Origin of the sequence: Nocardia nepalensis, assembly GCF_048910785.1 — a bacterium.
GTDB classification, from domain to species: Bacteria; Actinomycetota; Actinomycetes; order Mycobacteriales; family Mycobacteriaceae; genus Nocardia; species Nocardia nepalensis.
On sequence record NZ_JBKBET010000036.1, the window covers coordinates 350698 to 376587 of the forward strand.

Annotated in this window: 3 protein-coding genes; all 3 read left to right on the forward strand. The window is 65.8% G+C overall.

Annotated features, from left to right (window positions below):
• The first annotated feature begins 53 nt into the window (after positions 1 to 53).
• The 3 genes from ACHQ4I_RS31380 to ACHQ4I_RS31390 all read left to right on the forward strand — a co-directional run bounded on the left by ACHQ4I_RS31380 (position 54) and on the right by ACHQ4I_RS31390 (position 25781).
• Entirely contained in the window at positions 54 to 644 is a 591-nt protein-coding gene (locus ACHQ4I_RS31380) for a hypothetical protein (RefSeq protein ID WP_420775492.1), read from the forward strand.
• Positions 645 to 753: 109 nt separating this feature from the next.
• Positions 754 to 2415, forward strand: coding sequence for a WXG100 family type VII secretion target (locus ACHQ4I_RS31385; protein WP_420775493.1), 1662 nt, complete (start codon positions 754 to 756; stop codon positions 2413 to 2415).
• A complete protein-coding gene (locus ACHQ4I_RS31390; RefSeq protein ID WP_420775494.1) occupies positions 2415 to 25781 on the forward strand; it encodes a GntR family transcriptional regulator in 23367 nt (7788 codons plus the stop codon). Before ACHQ4I_RS31385 ends, ACHQ4I_RS31390 begins: the two co-directional genes overlap by 1 nt.
• Positions 25782 to 25890 lie beyond the last annotated feature (109 nt).

A 25890-nucleotide genomic window follows, 5' to 3' on the forward strand; every position in this document is an offset into this window, starting at 1 on the left:
GGGATCGACTCGCTCGCGGTTCCCAATCGTGGCAACAACTTACCGTGGTATTCGTGTCGCGGGACGAACAGGATTTCTGGCCTCGGACGATGCTCGATGCCCGACATGATCGTCTCGCGGCCGCACGGAAGTTCGCCACGGGATGGTCGATCGTGCTGATCGCGGTATTCGCGATCTTCAGCGCGGCGGCCTTCGCCACGGGATTCACCGGGTTGGACAGGCTCGCGGATTCGACCAGGAACTTTGTCAGGGGCGTCGTGGTCGTGGCCATTATCGCCACGCTCGCGGCGGCGCTCTCGGCCGGATCCGCGGTCCTTTCCACACCTCGGCGCAGCGGCGATACCGCTCCGGAAACCCTTCGGTCCGAGTATCAGGCCTATGCGGACAACACCTTTCGACGGCTGCGCAGGTCGGTAATGCTGGTGGTGTTGTCCGCATTCGCCCTGGCGGGAGGCGCGATCACGGTAGCCCTCGCCGACTCGGCGCCGGCCACGGAACCGCCCCTGATGATGGCCGTGGTCGACGGCAAGATGCTGTGCGGTCCGGCCAGTCTCGATCGCGACGGCACGCTATGGCTGCGCGCCAAGCCCTTGAACGAGGCCAGCTTCGTCACCGTCGTCGCGGCGTGCCCGACGATGCGCTGACGGCGTCGCGCCGCTTCCCAACAGCGGGAAGGTTGCGCGAGGAAGCCCCCGCTTGTGGGGCACAATTATTTCCTCGCTTACGCGGTGCAAGTTCGAAAGGTTGACGGGTATGGCTCAGTCGTTGCGCGTCGACACGGACACGCTGCGCGCGCTGATTCCAGAACTCGACGCTATCACCGATACGGCACAGACAGAACTGACGAGTCTGAAAGCCGCGATCGACCGACAGGGCGAATGCTGGGGCGATGACGAGCCCGGCAAGGTCTTCGGCGAAAGCTACGCGCCCGCGGCGAAAAAAGGGGTGGCCGGATTCCAGAACCTGGTCGACAACCTGCGCGCAATGAGCAGAGGTATCGCCGATACCGCGAACACGTTCCACAACAATGACCACGAAATCGGCTCCCATATTCGCGACCTCGCGCCGAGCCCCGCGCTCGGTTCGTCGCCCGACCGGCCGATCTCCTCCCCCCCGACTACCCCCCGATACCCACAGTCGCCGATCGGTGCACAGCCGAATCCGAATCCCACCACGGCCGCCGACCCCAGCGCCGCGCATACCACCGCATCGCCAGTTCCCGGCACCAGCTCACCTGATGCTGCCGGCACCGGTCCCATCTCACCTGATGCTGCCGGCACCGGTCCCATCTCACCTACCCGGCCGGATTACCAGCCGAACGGCAATCCGGCCGTATCCGGCCGACCCGAGTCCGTGGACGGCAGTCCGAGCCCGAGTGCTGCGACGCCCGAAGCACAATCGACACCCGACTCGCCCGCACAGCCCCCCGTCGTTGCGCCGACGATGCCCTCCGCCACCGCGACTCCGGCCGCCACCGAACCTACTTCGGCCGCCCCGAAATCAACGGATACTCCGTGGTCCAAACCCACGGGCGATGCGGCCGCGCCACGAAATATGTCGGGCACGCCGTGGTCTCGCGGCTTGGGCACGCCCCCACCGGGACAGGTTTTTCGTCCTCGCCGCACCAGTCCACAACCGGGGGTGGCGAAGCCAGCGGCGCCGAGCCGAGAGGCCAAGTCCCGCAAGCCGAAGCGCGAACCCGCCAAAGCAGGACGCATTTCGGCCAGGACCGACCCGGGAGCACTGACGGCGGCGCAGGCACTCGCGGCCAGGCACGGGCTGCAGATCGCCGGATTCGATGCCCCGGGCATCGCGGCACATCAGGTGCACGAGATGGCGGCGGCGGTCGACGACATCCTCGGGAAGTATCCATTCCTCGAAGTCGGCGGCATCGAGATCACCGAACTCGGTGACGGAGAGGTGTCCCGATCGGCATGGGATCGGTCCGACAGCGCGGCCGACGACGCGCCGTGGATACTGTTCGACCGGACCGTCATGGCGAATCCGGTCCTACTGGACGAAAAGTTCCGTGCCGCAACACGATCCGGCGAAGCCATACCTGAATCCGGGAAACGGCCGATGTATTCGACCGTTGTCACCGAACTCGGTCGAATAATGGCAGCGGCGGCGGGTCCGCTGCCACGCCGACAGGCGCAGCGGGCGCTGATCACCGAGTACCGGCGCATCAGCGGGCCGTGGGACCGAACCAACACACTGGCTGGCGTAGTCGACGGCTACCGGGGGTGGCGCGGCGAACTGAGTGGGCGCTGCTTCTCGCACGGGCGTTTCGACCCGGGTGCGGCAGTGGTCGAGGCGTTCACCGAGGTCGAGTTGCGTGGACCGGATGCCTGCGGAGCGGCGAAGGTCCTGCATCGGCTGGTCGTCGAGAACGCCCGCGGGCAGTCGAGCGCCTAGTGGCGGTGCAGATTCCGGATTCGTTCCCCACATGGCTGACGGATCTGGTGATCGGGCATTTCCCGGTGGGGGATCCGGATGCGATGCGGCTGTTGGCCGACCGCTGGGCGAATACCGCGCGTGAACTCACCCGGCTACTGGAACGAGTCGAAGCGGTGGCGGCCAGGTTGGCGGTGGCGATCGAGGGGGAAGCCGGTAACGCGATACAGAAGCAGTTCGGCCAGATCACCGACGATATCCGCAATCAGATCGCGTTCTCCAACGGCATGGCCAAGCAGCTGTACGAAGGCGCCAACTCGCTCGAGCTGGAGCAGTACACCGTAATCGGTGTTGCGGCAGTGCTTTTGACGATGGTGATCATCGATTTGATGATCCCGGGGGCCGGTCCGGTGAAGGCCGCCGCCGATCGGGCCGAGGCCGAGACCGCGATGCAACTCGCGCGGGTCGAAGACGTGGTCCGCTTGGCCGGGATGGGTGGGAAGTTCGCGGCACGGCATCCGCGGTTGATGCTGGCCGCGAAGGGGATTGGTATGGGCGTCGTGGCTGGTGCCGTACCCCGTTTGGGCGCCTACGAAGCCCAGATCATGCAGGGACACCGCGATTCAGTCGATTGGAAGTCGGTGGGCGTGGCGGCGGCGGCCGGTGCGGTCGGCGGGTTGGTGGGTGTCGGGGTCGGTCATTTCGTCGCCCCCAAAGTCAGTCGGCTGCTGGCGAATCCAGCGTCGAAGGCCGCCCAGGTGCTCGGGGTGGTGGCAGCGAGCACCGCCGGTGGCGCGGCCGGTGGAATCGCTGGCGGATTGACGGCGTGGGGTCTGACCGGCGGGGAGTTGCGCGGCAAAGATCTCGGCACCATGGCGTTGACCGGGCTCGGCGCCGGACTCGTCGGCGCCGTCGGCTCATCGGTGCGGGCCGGGCGAGCCGCCGCCTACACGGGTGAACCGGCCACCGGGCGGGTGCATCCGGAGGTCGGCCCGAGCGGCGAAATCAGAGTGCCGCGGGTGACGCCGGAGCCAGAGGTGACCGCGGATACCGGCCCGGTGCGTGAGCCGGTTGCCGGGGGCGACGATGGTCAGGTAGCGAAGCCTTCCGATATCACCCCGGAGATGATGGCCGATGGCGCGGAGATCTCCCGCAGACTCGCGGGCGAACTGCGTCCCGAAGACTATCCGCCCGGGCCGCAACGCGACGCGGTTCGCGAGTTCCTGAACAGTCAGCACCACCCAGGCGGTGATGGCGGCAACGCCCAGCACCAGGGCAGTGGCACACCTTCGAGGGGTTCGGATCCGGGTTCGTCGTCCTCGGGACCGCACTCGTCGGCACCGCCCTCGGGGCGCGGGAACGGCGGGAGTGAGGGGCTGCCGATGCGCAGCGCCCCGGCATACGGACCCACCGAAGGCGGGCGCATCTCCACCGTCTCCCACGTCACCGACGGCGGCGCGGGTCCGAGCCGAGCGCCCGGCAGGGTCGCGGAGATATCGGCAACCTATCGGGACAGCCCACCGACGGAGCAGCCGGTCATGCGTGCCGAACAACGGGGCGCCACCGGTGATGTCGCTACGGATACCGCCGCACCGGAGCGCGGCGGCGCGGAGTCGGGGGCGGCGAGGCCGGACTCCGGAGTGGCCGACGACGGCGGTCACCGGTCCGGTGGCGACGTGGAATCACCCGGCTCCCACGGTGATTCGACCTTGCCCGGTGATCGGCATGGCAGCACAGGGCCATCGACTCCCGATGGGGACGGCGGTGGCGGTCAGTTCATCCCGGCGGACGGAATGGGCGCGGGTTTGCGGAACTGCGCCGAGGAGGTGGTCTCGTTCGTCAAGGAAATGACCGGCAACGAGGGCATCGACCCGTCGCTGCTCGGTGAGCAGATGACCCGCGCCGAGGGTGTGCCCGGTGATGTGTTCGCACGCGCGTTGGGCGCGGATTGGCGGCCCGGGGGGTTCGAATCGCTCGAAGCGGTGGTCGAGCATGTGCAACGCACCGGTGAGACGGTCGGCGTCGGCATGCAGTTCAAGGATGGCGCGGGCGCGCACGCCGCCGGGTTCGGCAAGAACAGTCTGGGCCAGGTCATGGTTCGCGAGCGGGTCGTCACCATCGAGGGCACCATGGTCCGCGAGATGGCGGGCAACACCGTCCGGGAGTGGCTGGTGGACGCACAGGGCCGCCGCATCGGCGCGGTCCATGAAACGTTCCAAGAAAATGCCGTCGCGCACTGGGTGGAGGGGTTGTCGCGGGAGGTGGAACTGGTCGGCGGTATCGAATTCGTCGGCGACCAGCCGAAGTTGCGACTCGAGCCCGGCCAGGAGCCGCAGGCACGAGCGGGAATCGATTACCCCCTGGAAAATTTGGGTCACCGGACCGACACCCTCGAGCGCGGCGCACCATCGCCCGCCGAGAGCGAACGGCCCTTGGTCGACCTGGATTTCGAATCCGGATTCGCCGATATGGAGCGGGGTTTCTCGGACTTCGAGGCCGGATTCGCCCGCGACCTGGCGCGTTTGGGGGTCGACGGTCCCGAACCAGTGACCGACCCGTCGAGTTCGGTTCCGGATTCCGCCGCATCGGAACCGCCGCGTCCCGCCCTCGATGCGAACAGCACGGATGCGCAGGCCGGCTCGCCGAAGTCGACGCCGGATGAAGCGCCTTACGCGCCTGAGGCGAATAGCACCGCCACACAGACAAGTGCGTCGAAGGCGGTGCCCGAGGCAACCGCCACGGAGTCGAACGCGGGAACGAATAGCCGTGCCGAGCATTCGAGTACACACGCCACACCATCGGAAGCGTCACACACCAGCTCTGATGCGAATAGCACCGCTACGCATGCAAACTCACCGACAGCCGAAGCGACATCGCCGCACACGGTTCCTGATGCGAACACCTCTGCCACCCACACACCGGAGCCGAGACCGACCGCTGAAGCGACCCCACCGGCAACTCCGGACACCGACGCGAACACCCACGCCGCACATGCGAGCGAATCGAAACCACTGCCCCCCACCTCCGATGCGGACACCCCTGCCGCACATGCGAGCACATCGAAATCAGCGGCCGACGCGCTGCCGCCGGTGTCGCCGCACTCCGCACTCGACGCGAACTTTGTCGGCTATGCCGCGTCCGCGGCACTGCCGCATCCCGCCCAGGATTCGAATGACACCGTCGCACAATCGAATCCCACGCACGAAGCGGTAGCCCTGGCAGGGCCATCGGATGGCAACCGAACACCGATCGGGGCGGCCGGACCGCTCGGCGATATGAGCGGCCGCCCCGCTGGCGGCGACGAACTCCCCAGCGAGCCAGAGGAATTCCCCGATCGGATCGGGACCGTCGTAACACCCCCGATGCCCAGTTACGTCCCCGCCCAACCACAGGTGGACGAGTTTCCCGACAACGCGCCCGACGAATACACCAAACCGCCGGGCACCACCTACAAGATCCCCGGCCAACCGGACATACCAGACGGCCCACCCCCCAACGCGATTCCGATCGTCCCGCACCCGACCACCCCGGCCGTGCCGGATACCGGACCCGCCATACCCCTGACCGACCGACCACAGGTCCCGATCCCGGACCATGCTGTCCCCGGCGCGCCCGCCGAAGACGACCGGAACGGGCAAAAACCCCGCGTACACGACTCCGAACCACCCCTGCCCCGCCACTCGAATAACCCCGCACCGCACCTACCCGCCCAGCCCGCCGACCGTCCCAGCGAACTCACTCCACCCGCCCGCTACGCCACCGCCCCCAACCCGGAAACGCCCGGCGCCCCAGTCGATCCCACCGCGGCCCCGCAACTCAACCGCGACAGCACCCAATACATCCCCGACCCCACCGTCCAGCCCACCCGCGGCGGCGTCCCCGCCACCACTCTCGCCGGGCCATTGCCGGAACCGGTGGTAGCGGCACGCCCTGTCCCAATGGCCCAGGCCTCGGCCGGCGGCCCCAAGAAGCGCAAACGCAAACCGCCACCATCCGAGCCACCACAGCCGGCGCCGGAACCCCCCGCACCGGTGCCGAAACCGACCCCGCAACCAAAGCCCCGAAAGCGTCCCAGCAAAGGACAACCACCGCCGCCACCGGTGCCGGAGCCCACCGATCCGCCTATAGTGAGCCCGGAGCCCGCCGAATCCAAGCGCCCGAAGCCGGGGCAATCCGGCGGACACTCGCTGAGCGAAACCGACCGTGCGCGTGCGGATCTCGCCAGAACGCTCGGGGTGGACCCAAAGGTGCTCGAGAAGCGCGGATCGGTCGTGCAAATACTCGACCAGGCCCAAGTCGAATTGCGATTCGCAGAGGAGGAGGGACAGCGTCGGGCTCTCGAGGAGAACCGGCTCCTCTCATGGATCGCGCGGTCGATCACCCGCGAATACGACGCACAACGCGCGAACAGCAACCAGGAGACGACGACCGCCGCGGAGCGTGCGGCACTCGCCAGCAGGGCACAGGATTTGTCGACGGAGTTGCTCACGCTGCTCGATACGGCGGACTCGACCAGCGAGTGGCGGGATAGGGCCAGCGATGATCCGCTGCACGAGTTGCGGGAACTGGCCACGCGCGCTGATGCGCCACCGGAGATCAGGCAGTTCGTCGAAGCCGCCGCACGATTCCTGGGCGCCGCCCCGTTCGTCGCTCCGACCGCTGAGCCCACTCCAGGGGTAGCGGATCAGGTCTTCGACCGCGCATTGGACGCGGTAGCGAAGGCGGTCGATCGCGGCGTTGTCCAGCTCGATCCGGACGACCAGCGACAGCTGGCACACGATATCACCGAGCAGACGCTGGCCATCGTCACCGATTCCGGCGCCACGCCCGCAATGGATATGGGGCAAGTGCTCGCGATCGCTGACGCCGCTGCCGAGTTTCTGATCGCCTCGGCTCGGCCCGGTCAGCGGCCACAGAGCCCCGACACCCGCGAAGAGCGCGCGCCGGACCGGGCAGAATCGCTGCTAGAGGTATTCCCGGCGGAGTCGTCGGCAGCGGAGCTGAGACAGGTCGCGCAGAGCATCGGCTGGCGCGACACCGTGAAAATGGCTTTGCGCCAGGCGATCCGGTCAGGCCGGATAGCAGAGGGCACACGGCTGTCCTCCGCCGAAGAAGTCGCCACCCAACTTGGTTTGTCGTCGTCGACGGTGGAACTGGTGTACCAGGGGCTTTCAGCCGAAGGCTTTCTGCGAAGCAGCCGTGCGGCCGGCACAACGGTAGCCGACCACCGCCAATGGCCGAGCGAACCGGTACCGGATGCCGATTTACCACTGACCGCTCCGCAACTGCTGGACAAGCTCGCCGCAGAATCACCGACAGAGGAGCTGGCCCGAACCGCGCAGCGCATCGGCTGGCGCGAAACTCTGAAAACGAGGATGCGCCAGGCGATCCGGTCAGGCGCGATACCAGAAGGCACACGGCTGCCCCCAGCCAAAGCAGTCGCCGACCCTCTCGGAAAGTCGCCAGCGACTGTGGGACTGGTATATAAGGGGCTGGCCGACGAAGGCTACGTCGTGAGCACCAACCATGGCACCAAAGTGGCCGATCACAACCAATGGCCGAACGCACCCGTCGGCGTGCCTGAGCCCACCGATGCGCCCGTCGAACTGACAGACGAGTTAGCGGCCGGTGTTGGCGTAGCGGAACAGACAGCTCGTAATGCCGCGCTGAAAAATCTTCTGGGAGTATTCAACTCCCAGATTTCCCAGCTCGGCGACCAGGCCGCGGCACAGCAATCGGCTACGAGCGCGCCGAACCGGCCGCTGCCCGATTCGCTGCAGGCGACTCTGACTCGAATCGACGACGCAGGTGCCGATCCGGTCGCTACCGAGGAAGCCAAACAGCTTGTCCTCGAGCGCTATCGGGAAAGTCAGCGCGTCGTGGAGGCCAACGTTTATCGCGTTTCCCTCCTGAAGAAGACAGTCGGCCTCAGGAATAGAGGCGTTCCGGAAGCGGATGTAGAGCGGGATGCCCGCGCGGCGACCGATGCGTACATACAGACTCCGGCGGCGCACAGGAATATCGACCGCCAGGCCGCACAAAATGTGAACCAATGGGTGGACAAGGTAGAGGTCGGCGCCGAGCGCGCGGATTCCAATTTCGTCGACCAACTGGCATCGATGTACCAGGACGAACACCGAATGCCGTCCGAGGAATTATTGGATGCTCTCCATAGCAGCCTCGCCGAAGTGGAGGCAGAGCTGGCCGCGCTGCTGGAGCGGATGCCACACCTGGCGGATGAGGGCGCAGCTCATTGGCAGGCGGTCTACGCTACGCATCGCGCTGCGGTGGCCGAACCGTCCGTCGAGAGTGCGACCGACGATGCAGAGCCCATCCCGGGCGGCTTGAATCAGACCCGCGCGGAAGGGCACGCCCAAGTGATCCGGGGTCTGCTCGCCGAAATCCGGTTGGCCGCGCAATTCGATCAGGTCGACGCTGTGTGCCGGCTGGTCGAGGTCGAGACGCCATCGGGCGAGCGGCTGGATGGCGAGATCGATGTCGTCACCGACGGGGGCAGAGTCTGGCGCGAAGCAAAGACCACCCAACCAGATGCACAAACCAGCCTGACGGTAGCGGAATTCGAGCGCCAGGTAGGCAGACAGCTCAACATTTCGCATCTGAATCGCGAGTACTGGGTAGATGGCGCCCGGCCGCAGATCATGTGGCACTTCATGAACGGTGTCAGTGCAGAACTCAAGGCCAGGCTGGAGTCCATCCGCATAGAAGACGAGTCGGGGCAAATCATTCCCGATCTTTTTGTCGTGGTAATCGACGGCACCGAACAATCACCGCAGGCGGCGCCACCTGCGGCACGCCCTGAACAGGTTTCGCGGCGAAAGGTGCTGCCTGCGGCAGAAGTCGATGTCGACGAGGCGCTCGATCGCCACGTCCGCAAACAACGCCGACCGTCTTTCGGCGGCCCGGGATATGCCGGGCTCCCCGATGGCGCCGTGGTGTTCAACCGCCCACCGGGCGGTGGGACGTGGGGCGACGACGAAGAGCCACACACACCGAATTCCGCGGCCGAGGGAAATCCAGCAGCCGATCCGCCGGAGGGCGTATCGCACCAACCGGAAGCGAGTGCCGAACCGGAAGTACCCACCCCGGAACCCTGGTTGAACCATCCGCCGGATCCGGCCGCAGGCCCCATCGAGGAGTTGTTGGGGCGCACCGAGACCGGGCGCGAGGCACTGGCCGGGCTGCGTGCTGTCGGCGCTTCGATCCGGTATGGGAACTACGACAATTCGTTGAACGCAGGCACGACCGTCATCACCATCGACACAGTAGGCGGCGCGCTGGCGGCGGCGAGTGCGGTCGTCGAGGCGGCGGCGCTGGTCACGGAGGCGGAGGCGGGCCGACTCGAGTCGCAGACGTCCTGGGTTCGGGACGGCGACCGCACCGAATACGTCGAATCGCTGCGCCGGGCCGCAGCCGCGGCAAGAGGTAGACAAGCCGAGTTTCACCGCGAATTGGCCGCGCAGGGTTACGATCTGCCGCCTACATCGCTGGACAACATGGTCGTGCGCGAGCACGAGTCGGCGTATTTGGCCGCCTACGACGCCGCGGTGACACAAGCGCGACAACAGGATTCGGATCTCGACGGCCGGCAGTTGCGGCACATCGGGCGGGCCGCTGGTGTAGCGGAGCTCTTGTCGAGCGAACTGTTCGACGGCGATCGTGACAGTAGCGGTCGGTATTGGGACAGCCTGCAACGAACACAACCCCCAAATGGGTTGCGCGACTATGTTCCGGCGTCGCCCGAGTCGGCGCGGCAGGTGGACCGACTGGTGCGTGCGCACGCGGCGGCGCAGCGGATACTGCACCGGATCGAGGGTGATTGGGACCGGGCGCTGGAGCGCTTACAACACCAGTACCGGATGCAAGGCCGCACGGTGCCCGAGCTGAATCCGGACTATTCCCGGCAGACGAAACTAAAGCAGCTACAGAAGGATGAACTCGAGCGGCAACAAGAACCACCGTTCGAATTGACGGTGCTGGCCGATCTGACGGCACAGCATTCGCGGGCCCACCAAGAGTTCTACGGGGTCGCCCGGGAGATCTCCAGAATCGTCGGTCACGACATGATGGACGCCGAAGTGGTTGCCACCGGCGGCCATTGGGTCACCGACTACCTCGCCGTCCTCGGCGACGCCATCGTAGTGCTGGAAACGCACGCCGACCTCAATACGCAGATGCGCGCGGCCCGCAATGCCGAGCCGGAGCTGCCGAACGTCCGGACCGACCGGGTACGGGTCTATATCACCGAGTCGGGTGACCTGTTCACCTCCTATCAGCCCGCGAGTCGGACGGAGGAGTGGCCCGCGGATCAGCGGCGACCGGATAAGGCAGCGCTGCTCTCAGATGCACCGTGGACATCGACAACTCTCGCCGAGGCAGCGGCGTTCGCGCTCGACTGGGTGATGCAGACATTGTCCACCAACGATATCGGCCTCGAAACACTGAACATATTGCAGCGGCACGGTGTGCGCATCCAGTTCAGCACCGAGCGGGCAGCCCACTTGACGTGGGCACCAGGTAGAACGATCGAGTTGGGAACGGCCGCTGGCTATGACGCCGCATCGAACACCGTTGTCCTCCATTACGGCTTGCCGCGGCGGATCCAGGCGATGGAGTTGGTCCGCGCTGCCCACCTGATCGCGAGGCGCCCGGCGGCGGGAAGTCCGCTCGATCGGTTCGCCATGCCGAGCGACGAGTACATCCAGATGATGCGGGAGCGGCATGCCGAGGCCTACGTGCGGGCCTTCGAGTTCGAGCGTCTGCGCCAGTCCAACGCCGAACCCAACCCGAATGAAGCGAACCCGTTCTGGCAGCTCTACTTCGACGCGTTCGGGCGGGCGCTGGAAGTCGCGCGACAGACCTACAAGAACAATCCTCAGGTCACCGCCGCGATGCACAACGCCGCGGCATTCCAGGCGGCGCGCCGGGTGGTGTACGCACAGTTCACCGAGTTCGGGCCACGCATCGATGGGAACGACTTCGACACCTTCCACCAGGCCGAATGGCTTGCCGCACGTGGACTTTCGCTAAGCGAAGCCGAAGCGCCGCCAGCACCGCCACAGCGCGGGGACACTCCGGAGCTGCGGGAACAGGCCAGTTTCCGATATGTGCGGGAGATCGAGTCGTTCCGGATGCTGCGCGATGCGGGTCGCTTCGTACCGGTCAGCCCCATGGAGCGCGCTTTCGTCGATGCCTACGCGAAGGCCGAAAAGGCGGGCAAGGACGACGCTACTCGTCGGCAGGCCGGGATTGCCGCGGTCCGCAAGCACATCGACAGCGTCGGACTCGAGAAAGCCGAGATCGCCTGGGACGTAGCACAGTATGCCAACGACAACCTCCACGCGTATCGGCCGTGGCCGGAACCTGTCGCGGCCGATGCGGCGGACGGACACCCGGCCGTCGACAGCGCGTCGCCGCCGGAGCTGTCGGAGGAGGAAGCGACCGAACTGGTTCGCCATGCCATTGATGAGGAACTGCGCGCGGATCCCGGCGGCGTGCGCGTGCCGGACGTCGATGGGGTAGCCGAGTTCCCGCGGCCAGGAGCCCGGGGACGGCTAGTTGTCGCGGCGGCGCCCGGACAACACATGGATACCGTGAATGACCTGATGTTGAAGCATCCGAGATTCACCAACGTCCTGTGGGACGGCAGATACGATATCTACTACCAACAGGTGCTGCGTCTCGGCGGCCTACCTGCCTTCCAATGGATCTCACAGGCCGTCGCGGAGGGGGCGTCCCGTCACCCCACTGAGGGTGAGGCGGCGGCCGAAATGTTGCGTGAGTACATTCTGTACCGCACGCGTCCGGATCTGCTCGCGGAGCAAGGCCTGGAGGATCTCAACGGTCTCGGTTTCGGCGACTGGTTGCGTCAGCTTCCTCCGGAATGCTTCGCAGGCAATGGCAGGTTGGTACCCGAATTCGTCGAGCTCGCCGCGAGAACCTATGCGGCCGATCCGAATTCGTTCGAGGCGCCGCACCCGGCGGAGGTCGCCTATCGGCTGATGACCCGCCAGATGGTGCTACCGGTACCTACCGACACGGCAGCCGATCCGCTGCGGACCCCCGGTTCGGCACAGTTCGGTACCGCCTCCATCGAGACACCCGCATGGATCTTCAAGGTCACGTTCGAATCCGACGGCGACGGAGGCTGGCGAGTCCCGGCGCCGAACGGGGTCGGGGGCGCATCTGATGCGATCGCTCGAACCTTCCGCGGTATGACGGATTCCGACCTGGCGCGTCTCGGGAACCGGATCGCCCGCATGATCCTCGACGGGTCGGCGAACCTGAACGACCCCAATGCCCCCCAGAGCTGGGTCCAACGGATCAAGCGGCTACGCAAGTCTCGACCGCCGTCGGAGGGTGGATCGCCCCCCGGGGGCGGCCGTCCGGACCCGGGACTGCCTCCCGGGTCGGTGGAGTCCTACGTCGGCGGACTCGACCCAGCCGTATTCGACGGACACGTCCGAACGCCCCGCCGCCGGACCTCAGGCGTGCTCGGACCCGATGGGCTCAACCCTGCGGTGTTCTACTACGACACCCCGGAGGCGTCCGCCAACCACGATACTTTTCCCGAAAATGATTCGGCCACAAGCGGTTCCGCGATACGGGAGGCGGCCGCCACACCCGGCGACCAGCGGCCCGCCGCCACCGGCGCTCCGGCGTTCCGTCGGCCGAGTGATGCCGCGGTGCAGCTGTTCCAGCGAATTCTCGATGCCGAGCGGGCCGGTGATCCGCGGGCGCAGGAACTGCGGGCCGAGGCGGAGCGGCTCATCCCCGATGACGGGGACCGTGCTTATGCCGAGCGTTATATGGGTAATGCGCGCCGGGAGGCGGCGTTGGCGGCGGAACTGGGGATGGAGCCGGAACAGCTCAGGGTGGAGATGACCCATGAGCTGCAGCAGCTGTTCGCAGGCGACATCGTTACTCGCACCAATGGCCTTGCCCTGTATCAGATTCTCATCGGTGGCAGGTTCAAGACCGTGTTCGAAACTGCGGGGAAGCAGGCATTCAGACATACACATTTGGTCAGGCGAGCACAGCTGGAGCAGGAGCTGTTCGGATACGCACTCGACCTCGCGGTGGAATTGCGGCCCGTCTACGCACGCGTTCGCGTGGCTCGAGGGCACTGGACGAACGAGCCGGAAAGCGCTACCGAGCACGGCCATGTCGATGTCGTCTTCAAAGAGACTGTGCGGCAACGAACAACGGCGTGCGTCGGCGACCCGTGGGGCGTGAAGGGAATTCCCAGCAGCGTCGACGATCCGCAGCCCGAATCATTCAGCCCCACGCCGAGAGGCCACGGTGAACTCGCCTACTTCGGACTCGAGGGATTAGGCCGCGACTACGCCGGCCCCAGGTTCACCGATAACAGCTATATCGAGGCCCAGATCCACGGCGGCGTCACGGCTTCCGATATCGAATACGTCGTTTTCCATCGTGATCCGCCGCACGACGCACTGCGGACCGCACTGGAGCAGGCCGGCATCCCGTGGTTCATGGCCTTCCACAACCCGGATCGGCGTGCCGCATCGCGACGCGCTGAGCGCTTATCCGCCCAGGCTGAAACAACCGATCTGATCGAAACACCGACGGCAGCACCCGACCCTGCTCCGAACGTTCGGCGCGGCAGCATCCCCCCTGCGGCGCAGCCAGCATCGACGCCGCAGACACCCGCGCGAACCGCAACGAACACCGCGACCGCGTCTAACAGCACCCCTCCGGAATCACGCCCGCTGCCAGGGCGCGGCCTCCCGTTCGCGATCGGGGGCGGCGAACAACGTTGGGACGGCGAAGAGGAGTGGATGAAGCCGGCCCGCCAACGAGTGCCCGAGCTCGGCGTGCTCCACAACAACGGCGGCGGCGCGACCCGGGGCGGTAGACAGCAACCCGACCAGGCCGACACGCCCACAGACGAAGCACCGCGGGAGTTCGAGAGAAGGTACGACGGCAGCGACGAAGCCGGAATCAAGGGCCAGGTGTATGGAGACGGCCTACTGGCTTTCGAGGTGCGGAGGGGGCCGAGTACCCCTGGGCACGTCATGTTCGCGGACATGATGGATTCGATCGGCGGTCAGGTACGAGCGATTGCGGGCTCATGGGATGTCACCGACCCGATCGGCACGTCGAATATCGACAGTTTCAACGAGGGCATAGCGCGCGGTTTGTCCCCGGAGGACGCGGCGCGCAATACCTTCACCGGCAAGATGGCCGTGCGATCCGGCTTCCCGGGGGTGTCGATCATCGACGCGGAGGGGCCACCCGGGCAGCACACGAGCGCTACGGTCCTGTTCACAAAGCCGGGCGACCTCACCGACCCGATGCAGTATCTACGGAGTGCATTCGAGCAGACCAGCGGCCAGCACGCCGACACAACTCCCGACGAGCGCCAGACCACCGCCCGTACCGATCCCGCAGTGGCGGCGGGTCCCAACCCGCCCACTACCGAAGCCGCCGAACCGCCGCGGGATCTGAGCGCGCTGTCCAAGGAAGCACGCGCGGCACTCGACAAAGCGGGCGCCGAGTTGCGCGACCTCGGTTCGGCCGACCAGATCGCCGAGCAGCTGATGCGGGCTGGACTGCCCGGACAGACCGCGGTGGTGTTGGAACGCATCGATGGTGTGGACCGCGCCAGAACGCTCGTCTACGACGGCCGCAGGGTCGTCGAGGTGCGCGATCCGGATACCGACGACGGCATGATTCACGAATACGTACCGGGGTCGGGTGCTACGCAGCAGACGCGGGCACTGGTGTATTCGCCAGTGGAGGAGGCGGATCGGGCCGAGGCGGAACAGGCTTTGGGCAGACTGCTCGGCCGACACGACTCCGACCGATTCCCCGAGCACTTTCCCGACGGTATTCCCGACCGGCCCACCCGCGCGGCGACGGCACTGGACTTCGATCCGCCCCGCACCATCGACGGGCCGCTAGCGGAAAACGAATGGTCGACCTTGGCGAAGCTGTATCCCAAGGAGGTGTCGAACTCGCGGGGAGCGCCGGAAGCGGCCCGCGCCGAGGCACGTGAGGTGTGGGGCGACCGTTACTTCCCCGGGGAACCCGTTCCCGCGGCCGAAACACCCGCCGAATACCTGGCTCGCCAAGCTCATCTCGCAGTCGCCACATACTCGAACACTTACCGCGCCGGTGCGAACGACGGCATCCACGGATGGGTGGATCAAGAGGGTGTCCTCCTATTCCAGATCTTTGCGGCGCAGGGCACACCCTCGGGCCAACAGATGTTCCGAGACTTGATGGCCGAGATCGGATCCCACGTGCGCGCGATCCGTGCTCCATGGTCGGTGGACGACAGCTTCTCCGACAATATCGACACCTTCAACGCGTACAGACAGGATCTGGGGCTTTCCCCCGAGGATGCGGCACGCCGGACGTTCACCGGCAAGATGGCCGGTGACATGGGATTCACCGAGGTGACCGTCAACCACTTGACCGGCCCCGTCGGCGAACACCTCATCGTCGATGTGACGTTTTCCAAGCCCAACCACTCGCCCACACCGCCCGCGCTTCGGGTACCCAACAACTTCGGCCCGGTCGATCCGGGCTTTTCGACGCCGAACCCGGCAGACGGCGAATCGGCTTCGGGCACAATGCCCGAGGCCGCGGCGAGTGGACAACAGAGTCACCCCGCATATAGATCCAACGCTGCTCAGAGCACAGAACACACTGACAGCCCATCGCCCTATGCCGTCCCGAACAGCGTCAACCGTTTGCAGGCGCTGCGTGATGCGGTCGCAGCGGAGCATGCCGATGCGGTGTTCGATTCGAATAATGGGGCGCCGCAAGCGGATACGAGGCTCGCAAGACTCGAGCTGACACTCGCCCTACTGGACGAGCGGCTGGCTGTCGAGCGCGGCCCGAACCCGCCGATCCCCACCGCCCGGGTGAGGTTGCTGGACCATTTCGCCGACGCGGTGGGCGACTGGCTGCATGCGGCAGCGAGGGTCCTTGCGGCGGAGGCCGAGACCCGACAGGTGGAGCCCACTGCGGCCCAGCGGGTTTCGATGGGAACGAAGGCGGAGGACCGCTTCCACGAAGCTATGCGTGACCTCATGGAGATCAAGGCGAAGTTGGCCGCCCTATCGGCCGACCCGCCTGTGCGGGCCGATGGTACGGGTCTGCTGGACGGCATCGACTTCGATGTGCTGCTGATGATCTCGGAGCGGATCGCCGAGGAGCTGGTGCCCGCCGCGGAAGCCGCGGATGCCGCGGATCCGAACAGCTCTGCGATGGACAGAGCCCTGAGCCGTTATGAGTGGCTACAAGATAATTTCGCAGCGCTCGAGGCCCTGATCGCCGTCATGGAGCAACCGGCAGCGTTGATCGGCCCGGAAAGGCTCGCACTGCTGGTCGCTAACTTCCGCGCGACGGCATCGTGGTTCGCGGAGTGGCACAACATGCTTCACGCTGATGGGAGCGGGCGCACCCAGACCCCAGCCGTGCTGGACCTGCAACTGGCGGTTGCGCTCCAAGACTACGCGGCCGCAGATCGCAAAGCCCTCGATCTGGCCGCGGCTTTGGCCGCGTTCGGCCCGACGCGCCCTGCGGTGTCCGCGCCGCCGAATCCCATTCCCCAGCAACAGACTTGGCCCGAGCCGCAATCCGAACCCGATCAGATTCCCCAAATTCAAACCTGGCCCGAACCGCAACCCACAACATCATCCTCCGCACCTGCTGCCAGCGCACCGTCGGATCCACCGCACCATCAGTTCGCCGCCCCCGCGCCGCAGTTCCGCGGACGACCGAGTGATGAAGCGGTGGAACTATTTCGGCGGATTCTCGATGCCGAGCAGACCGGGGATCCTGATGCACAACGACTCCGGGCCGAGGCGCAGCGGCTTATCGAAGACGACGCGGACCGGGCCTACGCCGAGCGTTATGTCGGGAATGCGCGTCGTGCCGCGGCGTTGGCGGCGGAGCACGGGATCACGCCGGAACAGCTCGCGTTGGTGATGACCGAACTGCTGAGGCAAGCATTCAGCGGCGAGATCGTCGTTCGCGTCAAAGCCCAGACTCTCCAGAAGATTCTCGTGAGCGGCAGATTCAAAACGCTGGCCGAGGTTGCCGGGAAACGCGGAATGGCACAAATACCGGTGGAGGCCAGAGCGCGGCTCGAGCAGGAGTTGTTCGGGTCGGCGCTCGATAAGCCGGCGGAATTGCGGCCGGTCCATGCGCGCATTCGCACGACTCGCGGCGATTGGAGTGTCGACGCGTTTCTCACTGTCCTCAGCGAATACGGCGACGTCGACGTCGTATTCGAATCATCGGTGGCCGAAAGTACGACGGCGTGTGTCGGCAGCCCATTGCTTACACAGGTCATACCGAGCCCGATCACCGACCCGCAGCCCGAATCCTTCGGCGCCACACCGAGCCACCACAGCGAGTTCGGCTATTTCGGTCTCGAAGGCATCCACCGCGATTATGCCGGTGAATCATTCCTCCGGAACGCCATCATTCATGCCCAGATTCACAATGGTGCTGCCACGGTTCCCAGAATCGCCTACATCGTGTTCCATCGCATGCCGCCCGATGATCAGCTGTTTCGCGACCTGGAAGCGGCAGGCATCCCATGGATGACCTCGTACGACGATTCGGGTCAGCCGTCGAGGATCGCACTGGCGGTGAGCCGCGGCGAGTACGCGGGCACCCCACGGAACGACGCAGCCGCTGAGCTGGAATCCATGCCGCCCGGAGTAGCAGCCGTCCATGACGAGCCCTCCCCGCCCGCGCTCTCCCCCGGCGGGCCAGCGGTACCCCAGTCCCCAGCGAACACACCGGTCGAGTCGAAAGTCGGGCGCGCCGCACGTCCCGCACCGAGCCGAACCCAACTGGCACCGCCGCAACCACCAGGGCGCGGGAAAGCGCCTGATCCCGCCGGCGCTCTACCCACAACGGCAGGCCACCCACCCGATCCGGCCGAGGCGTTCGACCTGCACCCGAAGCGCGCGCGGGACGCGGCAGGTGCGCCGATCCCGATGCAGCGCGGCGGTGTCGGCGACCCGTGGCTCGGCTTCGCCAACGCGCCGGGCGTCGGTGACGAAGCGCACGCGAACCACCAAGGCGCGCAATCGCTCCCGCGCACACCGTGGAGCCGCGAGTCCACTGGTCCAACGCCATGGTCCGATAAACGCGCACCGGCACCCGTGTCGACGGCGACCGAACCGTCCCCGGTTGCCGAGCCGCCAGCGGCGACCGGACTGCCCGAGGCAACCGAACCGCCCCCGGCGGCTGCCCCCGGTGAACGGCTCCGAGCGCCATTCAGCCAACCAGAATCGGGTGATCCCACTCCGACCGATCCAGGGGTCGAGGCCGATCCCGAACCACGGCAGAATGCCGCGCCCGCTGGCCCATTCGTTTTCGCGGACGGCGATGAGCCATTGGATGGTCCGAAGAAGCCGCAGCGGGTGCGCAAGCAGGCTCCGAAGCTCGGTGAACTCAACGCATTCGGCAATTACGGTTGGACCCGGGGCGGCGATCAGGAGCCCGAGGACGACGACGATCCCGATACCGATGCGGCGCAGCAGAATTCGGCAGTCTGGAGTTCGGATGCGCCGAGCGGGTTCAACTACTCGGATCTGTCCTTCGACCCCTGGCCGGATGAGGCGGCCGTGGCGGCGGTGCACGAGCTGCCCGCGAAACCTGGGGACCTGGACCCGGACCTGACCCTCGACTTCTTTCCGTACGACTCCGATCAACTGCATTCGGAAGAGGACGTGGAGGTGGTCGCGGCGGCCGTCGGCGACATGATGCGCGAGCGTGGCTGGCGTGATCCGCGTCAGATCGAGGCGGCTGCCGAATTGGTGCGCGCGGCTGGGCTCAGTGCGATCGATTACATCGTCGGCTATAGCACCTCGTCACGTTGGGGCAACCTTCCGAGGAATATCAAAGACCTGGCCATGCACGAGATGATGGCAAGACTCACGCTGCGGATGGAGACGGAGGCGGATCACCGATCGCTGCACGTGTCCTTCGAAGTACACCAGTACCGCCCCAAGCGAGATCCCCAGAAAAGGCCCCTCACCTGGCACGTGCCGCTACACAATCATGACCAGATCGGACCACAGGTACGGGCGCCACTCGCCGTGGCGACAGACTCGAATGTCGAACAGTGGGGCGAGGTTTGGGCCCGATTCGACGAGCCGCGATCCCTGAACACCGACAACACGCCCACCGAACCACCGCCAGCGGGAGAACTCGAGGCCAAGGCACGCATCGTCCGCGGACTGTACAAAGATCACCACATCCGCGTCCACGGGTGGAAAGCAATCCCGGTAGCAGCCCTCGAATCCGCCGAACGCGCGTTGCGCGACGGGGTCGCGGAATATGGCGGCCGCCACGGCCTGCGTGACGTTTGGTTCGATGACACCGGCTTCGATGGCATCGCCGGCGCATTCGGTCGGACCGACTGCTACGGAACCGCGACCGACGGTCACATCGATCACTACTCGTCGATCTTTGTCAACCGAGAGCTGTTCACCGACCCGGAGGCACCGCAGCGCTGGGCACGGCTGCAAGCCGAACATTTTTACGCGCAGTCGACCGAGGACATGGTCTACCAGATCGTCCACCATGAATTCCTGCATGTGGTGGCGGGCAATTCCCACTGGGTATTGCACGATATGGCACCGGCCATGCTGCGTGCGGCCTTCGACCTGTATGTCAGCGAAGATCTGATCCCGGCCGATATGGGATTCGCCGAATGGCTGGCGCTGCTGCCCGCGTACGCATTCAAGCACGTCGTTCCCGCTACCGGAGCTCTTGGCCCGATCGAGGGGCTGCCCGAAGGGGCACGGGCCGGTGCGGTCGAAGTATCGTTGCCGCTGACTTATCCGGGGCGAGTGCTGCATTGGTTGACGGTGACCCGCGACGGTTCATCGCCCGCACCGATTTTGGCGCGATGGGCGAAGATGCTGGCCGCCGCTGGGCCGGACGCCCGAAATGTATTGCTGCTCTTGCAGGACTTCCGTGACGTAACCGGCCGCGACGACGTCACGGTGCCCGCCCAGCTACGCCCCGAGGACACCGTCGCCGACGTGCTCGAGGCCGAAACCGGCGGCCGCCTACAGCATTTCACCGATATCGGTGCAGTCGATGCCGAGTTGCGGGCACTGGGGCGGAGTTTGGACAGCCAGGGAGACCGGCTCGGCGACGGCATATCGGCACTAGTTGTCGAGCCATCGGATACCGGCGACGACCGCGCCCATTTGCTCGTGCGACGCGTTACCGAGGACGGCGGCGAACGGATCGAGCTGCGCAATCCGGGCGAGGGCGTGCTGCGGGCCAACCACGTGCTCGCTACCGGGGTGTCGCAGTTGCCCGGTGTGCGGGCAATGTTCTTCGGCCCGGCGGGCGAATCGCAGACGCGACCCGGGGCCGCCGACAGTCCTGCCCCGCAGTCCGGACAAGCCGACACTCCCCGCGCCGCGGACGGTGGCTGGGTACGCGGAGGAGACGGGCAGTCCGCTCCGCGATCCGAGCCGGAGCCTGCTTCGACCGAGCCGCGGTACCAACTGGCGGATCTGGATGATGACCTGCCGTACCTTCCGGAACTGGCCGAGAATGTCGAATGGGATGATGTCGACTTCGATGCGGACGGCGTTGTTCGCGATGAGGACGACGTGGCGTATAACACCGGCCCGGATGGTGCCGTCTTCTTCTTCACGCCGGAGGGGAAGCGCACGATCCGCTACCCGGCGACACACGTCATGGTGCACAGCTCCTTCCCCGAAGCCGGCCATCTTCCATACGCTTTCGGGCACTGGTACCTCACCGATGGCAAGAGAATCCGAATCACCCCCGGCAGCGCGAAGCTGCCGAAATCCACGAGGCACCCGAAATTCATCACCCAATGCAAATTCGAGATCGCCAAGCACGTGAATATCCGAACGGTCGAATTCGACGACGACCTCCAAGGTGAGCTCTGGCGCGCGGTCCGGCCTCCCGGGGTGCCGACCTTCGACCAGTTGCTCGATCGACGTGGCGTGGCCGCCCTGGTAGGTGAAGCGGGCGCCGGCTCGATGCTCCGAGGTGGCGACGTCGAATTCTGGGTCGATGTCGAGCACTGGGAAGCTACGACCAACGGACTCGCGATCGCGTTGTCGGTGGGTTCCGTTTTCGGCTGGTCGGGCGAACTCACGCTGGTTCTCAGCCGCGAAAATGGCACCAAGACAGCGCATTACACCGATCTGGTCCCCGGCACAGACCCGGCGCAATTCGCCGCCACGATCGAGAAGTTCCATACCGAGCGGGTCGCTTCGTGGCTGGCCGAATCGGGCGTGGTGTTCGACGGATTCGGTCCGGAGCGGGAATCCGCGACGGCCACCTCCGCGGACATCTCCTCCGCACCCGCGCACGAGGTCGCAGCACCAAGCCGATCCGGGTACCAACCGATAGCCGTGTCCACCCCACCGACCGGCGCGGATACCGATGTCGACCTCGTGTGGCCCACCGTCGATTCTCGTGGATGGTTCCTCGGGCCCGATAACCAGCCCTATTACACCGAGAGCACACGTGGCACCACATTCCTGCTGATGGCGAACGGTCGTTTCGTCACTTCCGCGCTCGCCTGGGACGAAGATCTGCTTGCCACATACATCGCGCAAGGTGGCTCCATCGCGGATGTGAGTGGCGTCGGCACATGGGCGCTGAATGGTCCACTCACCGCGTTGGAGCCGGATCTGATCATCGTCGGTGAGACGAATACCGATCCGATGAACCCGGTGCAGATCCTGGACGCGCTGCTCGAAGCGGGGGCGGATCTCACCCGACTGCGAATCGATGACATGGGCGGTGAGCACCAGGGTTTGCTGTGGCGCGGCCGAGCAAGTTATATGCCGGTCGAGGAGTTGGTGCGCGACCGCGGCCGCGATGCCCACCTCTTGGTCGCTGGCTTCGGTATCGCCCAACAGACCGGCACGCGCGGGGTTGTCTTCGGCGTCGAACTAGCCGGTCTCGAAATGACAGACGACACCATATCGATGCGGTTGCTCATTACTCCGGCACGTTGTGAGCCCGTCCTGGTCACCATCGAACTGCCCAGGCACGGTGACACATTCACCGCCCGGTACGGCGCGGTAAGTCTGGGACGAGATCAGGAACGTGGCGTCGCGGCGCTGGCGGTCGTCCACGAGAAACTGACGGCCTGGTTTGCCGCGTCGGGGGTCACGTGGACCGAAGACAGCAGCGCGCCACCCACCGAGAACCTGCGGGCGGAACAGGCCCACGGTCTGCGGGAAGCCGCCGCAACGACACAAGGCCCGGAACACGTTGTGCGCGCGAGTACATATGACCGGTGGAGCCAGGAGACCCTGACCGAGGCTGCGGACTGGCTCGCCCGACAGCTTCTCGGCTTGCCTTCGCACCTGGTCGATGCCGCCTGTTCCACGTTGAAAGATGCGGTGACCGAGGCGCTGCAGCGGCGTATCGGCAAACTCCATATCACCGTCGAAACAACACATGAACTCGTGCGTATCACTCTGCGCGAAGCGACCACCGATCACCTGGCCGGCGCACCCGAACCTGTTGCGACCGAAGGTAATTCGCCCCACATACGGTCCGGCGTGGAATACTTCAGATATCCCGTCGACGGCTGGAGCCAAGCATCATGGTTCGAGCTTCGAATTCCGAACGACACAGCGTCCCGTACGGAAACAGACGACGAGTTGTACCGAGCCGCCGCAGCACCTCCTGGAGGCGGCATCGCGCTCGCGGTGACCACAGTGCCGCAAGGCAGCGATGCCGACCGAGTCACACAGGTGGCGGCCGAAGCACAAACATCGGAGGTTGCTCGCGGCCGGGATCTGCTCGATCAACTCGATTATCGCGAGGCCGCTTCCGAACAGGTCGATACACCCGTCGACATAGATGATCCCATTGAAGATCCGGCCATGGCCTACATCGCGCGAGCTCAAGGATTCGATACCCGACCAACTCTTGCCGGACCCGAAGAAATCGATGCTGTCGTAGCCGCCGGCTGGCAGGAGTTGTTCCGCGGTGTGCGCGATTCACGCTATGCCGATGAATTCCGGACCGGCCGATACCTCCCCGCGATACCTACCAGTTCTTCCTTTGGTATCGGGATTTACGCCAGCAGTGACATCGACGTCGCACTCGGCGATGCCGACGACCGATCCGAAGGTGTCATCCGGATGGCGCTACGGCCGGATGCACGAACTATCGACTTCGCTGATCTGTGCGCCGAAATGGCTGGGGAGAAAGCCACTCTCGACTACGAAGAGCGCATGCTGACCGCGCAGGAACAGACCACGGGCGTACGCACCCGCCGCAGAGATCTTTCCCTCAGGCGGGAAATCCTCTCCGATGAAGGCCGCTACGCGGCCGCCCGAGGGTACGACGCCTACTACGTGCGGGAGCCCGGCACCGCCGACGTCTGGATCATCCTGAATCGGTCGGCAGTTGTCGTCGAGTATCCGACACCTGAGGACCCCACGCCCGAAACACCGACATCACCTCGACCCACCCACCCGACCGGCGCGGCTACAGGCGACCAACCCCCCGCCGAAACAACCGAACCCGAAACACCCCCCGTGCCTACCGATGCGATCAACGACGCCGCGACCGCACACACCGAGAGTCGGGAAAGTGGCGCGGCAAGCCCCGGCCGAGGAGCAATGCCCGCCGACCGCTCGCTGCTCGAAGGATCCGTGGACGCGGGCCGTGGCGATGTGGATGTCGATGCAGCCGTCGCGCCCGTTCGAGGAGTCCTTCCGCCGTGGGCGGTAGAGAATCGCTTCGGCAGCAACGGCATTGGGGCGTCGGATAACGGCAGCACGCCTTGGTCGGCACTGAAACAGACTGTCAGCAACAAACTTCGGACCCCCCGAACTTCCGAAGCTGCTCCTGCCGAGGATCTCGGTGTGGACGGCACGAACGAACAAGAGGTCCAGACCTATCTGCCGCCCGATCCGGAACCCACATCCGAGGAGCGACGCCTCGCCCAGAGCGCGCTGGCAAAGCTGCGTGACTTCCTCGGGCGTACCGCGTCGGTGGCGTCACTGACAGAGCCGGTGCATCCTGACCGCCTGGTCGAGGAAAAGCGAACTCGCACAATCCGAATCGCACGATGGTGGCATGCGCTGACCGACGACGAGCAGGACGCGTTGGTCGCGGTGCATCCGCATGTGATCGGCAATACCGACGGCGTTCCATACTCGGTGCGCGATGCGGCGAACCGCCGATCGATCGCCCGCGACCTCAACACCTTCCTGAAACGCAGGCCCGACGGGGATCACAGCAGTCTCCTCGCTGTGGTGAACGGGTTGCTACACAACGGTTTCCGCGGCCGCACGCTATCCCCCGCGGAAACCCTGCACCTGACCAACCTGGTCAGGACCACCCAGAACCTCGCCGCCATCGAGCAGGAAGTGCGTGATATCGGCTCTCCCCCAGTGCAATTGACCGCCTTCGACGCGACGGCGTATGACGGTGACGGCCGCAGCATCGTCTCGGTGGGCGACGCCGACAAAGCATTGCACGCGACCCGCCATCTCGGTGGCGTCGGGACCACGCTGCAGAAATTGCCGATCCGGGCGAAATCCGGTGTCCCACTGTATGAGGTAGCGACGCGCTTCGAGCCCGATATACCCAGGGCCGTCTTCATCGACATCGGTTACCACCACCCGAACACAGTCGATGAAGCGAGGTCATCGACGCTCGCCGAGCAGGGAGCCGACATCGTTGCGGCGGAAATCGTCGGTTACGATGCGACCCGCGAGGCATGGGCAGAGTTGCCCGGAGGTGCCGCGGCGCCACAGTTGCGCACCATCGTCGCACACAGCTACGGCTCGACCACACTCTGCTACGCGGGGCGAGAGGGCCGCCTCGCCGACCACTTCGATCAGATTGTCCTCACCGGTTCCCCGGGCGCGGGGCCGATGGAGCACGCCGACGAATTCGGCATCGGCGCCGAGAACGTCTACGTGCTGGCCGACGACAGCGATCCGGTGACAAAGGCGGGAGGAGATACCCCAGAGGTCGCGGATCGGTACTTCGGCTTCAGCCACGGCGCCGACCCGGCTGGGCCGTGGGGCGCGGACCGCCTCAGGGCCATGACGCCGCCGACCGTCCTCAACCTCAAGCAAGTCCACGGCGGCTACTGCTTCTACAGCGATCCGGAGAACCGGGTGCCATCCATGTCGCTGTCCAATATCGCTGCGGTCTCCGCGGGCCACAGCGCTCTCGCCACGCGCGCCCCACACCGTCGCGCTGCGACTGGATCCGGTCGACTGCGAGACCTGATCTGGTGGACGTCGAACCAGACACAAGCCCAGGACATCGCGACATTCGGCGCGGTGATGGGGGCCGATGACATCGACGGCATCGATGCTCCGAGCCAGTGACCTCCGTGCACGGCTTCGACCTGGATGCCTATACCGCCGAGGCCGGGTGGGTGACGAGATTCTCGAAAACCCTGGAAGGCGGCGAAATAGAGTCGCCACAATGGCCTCC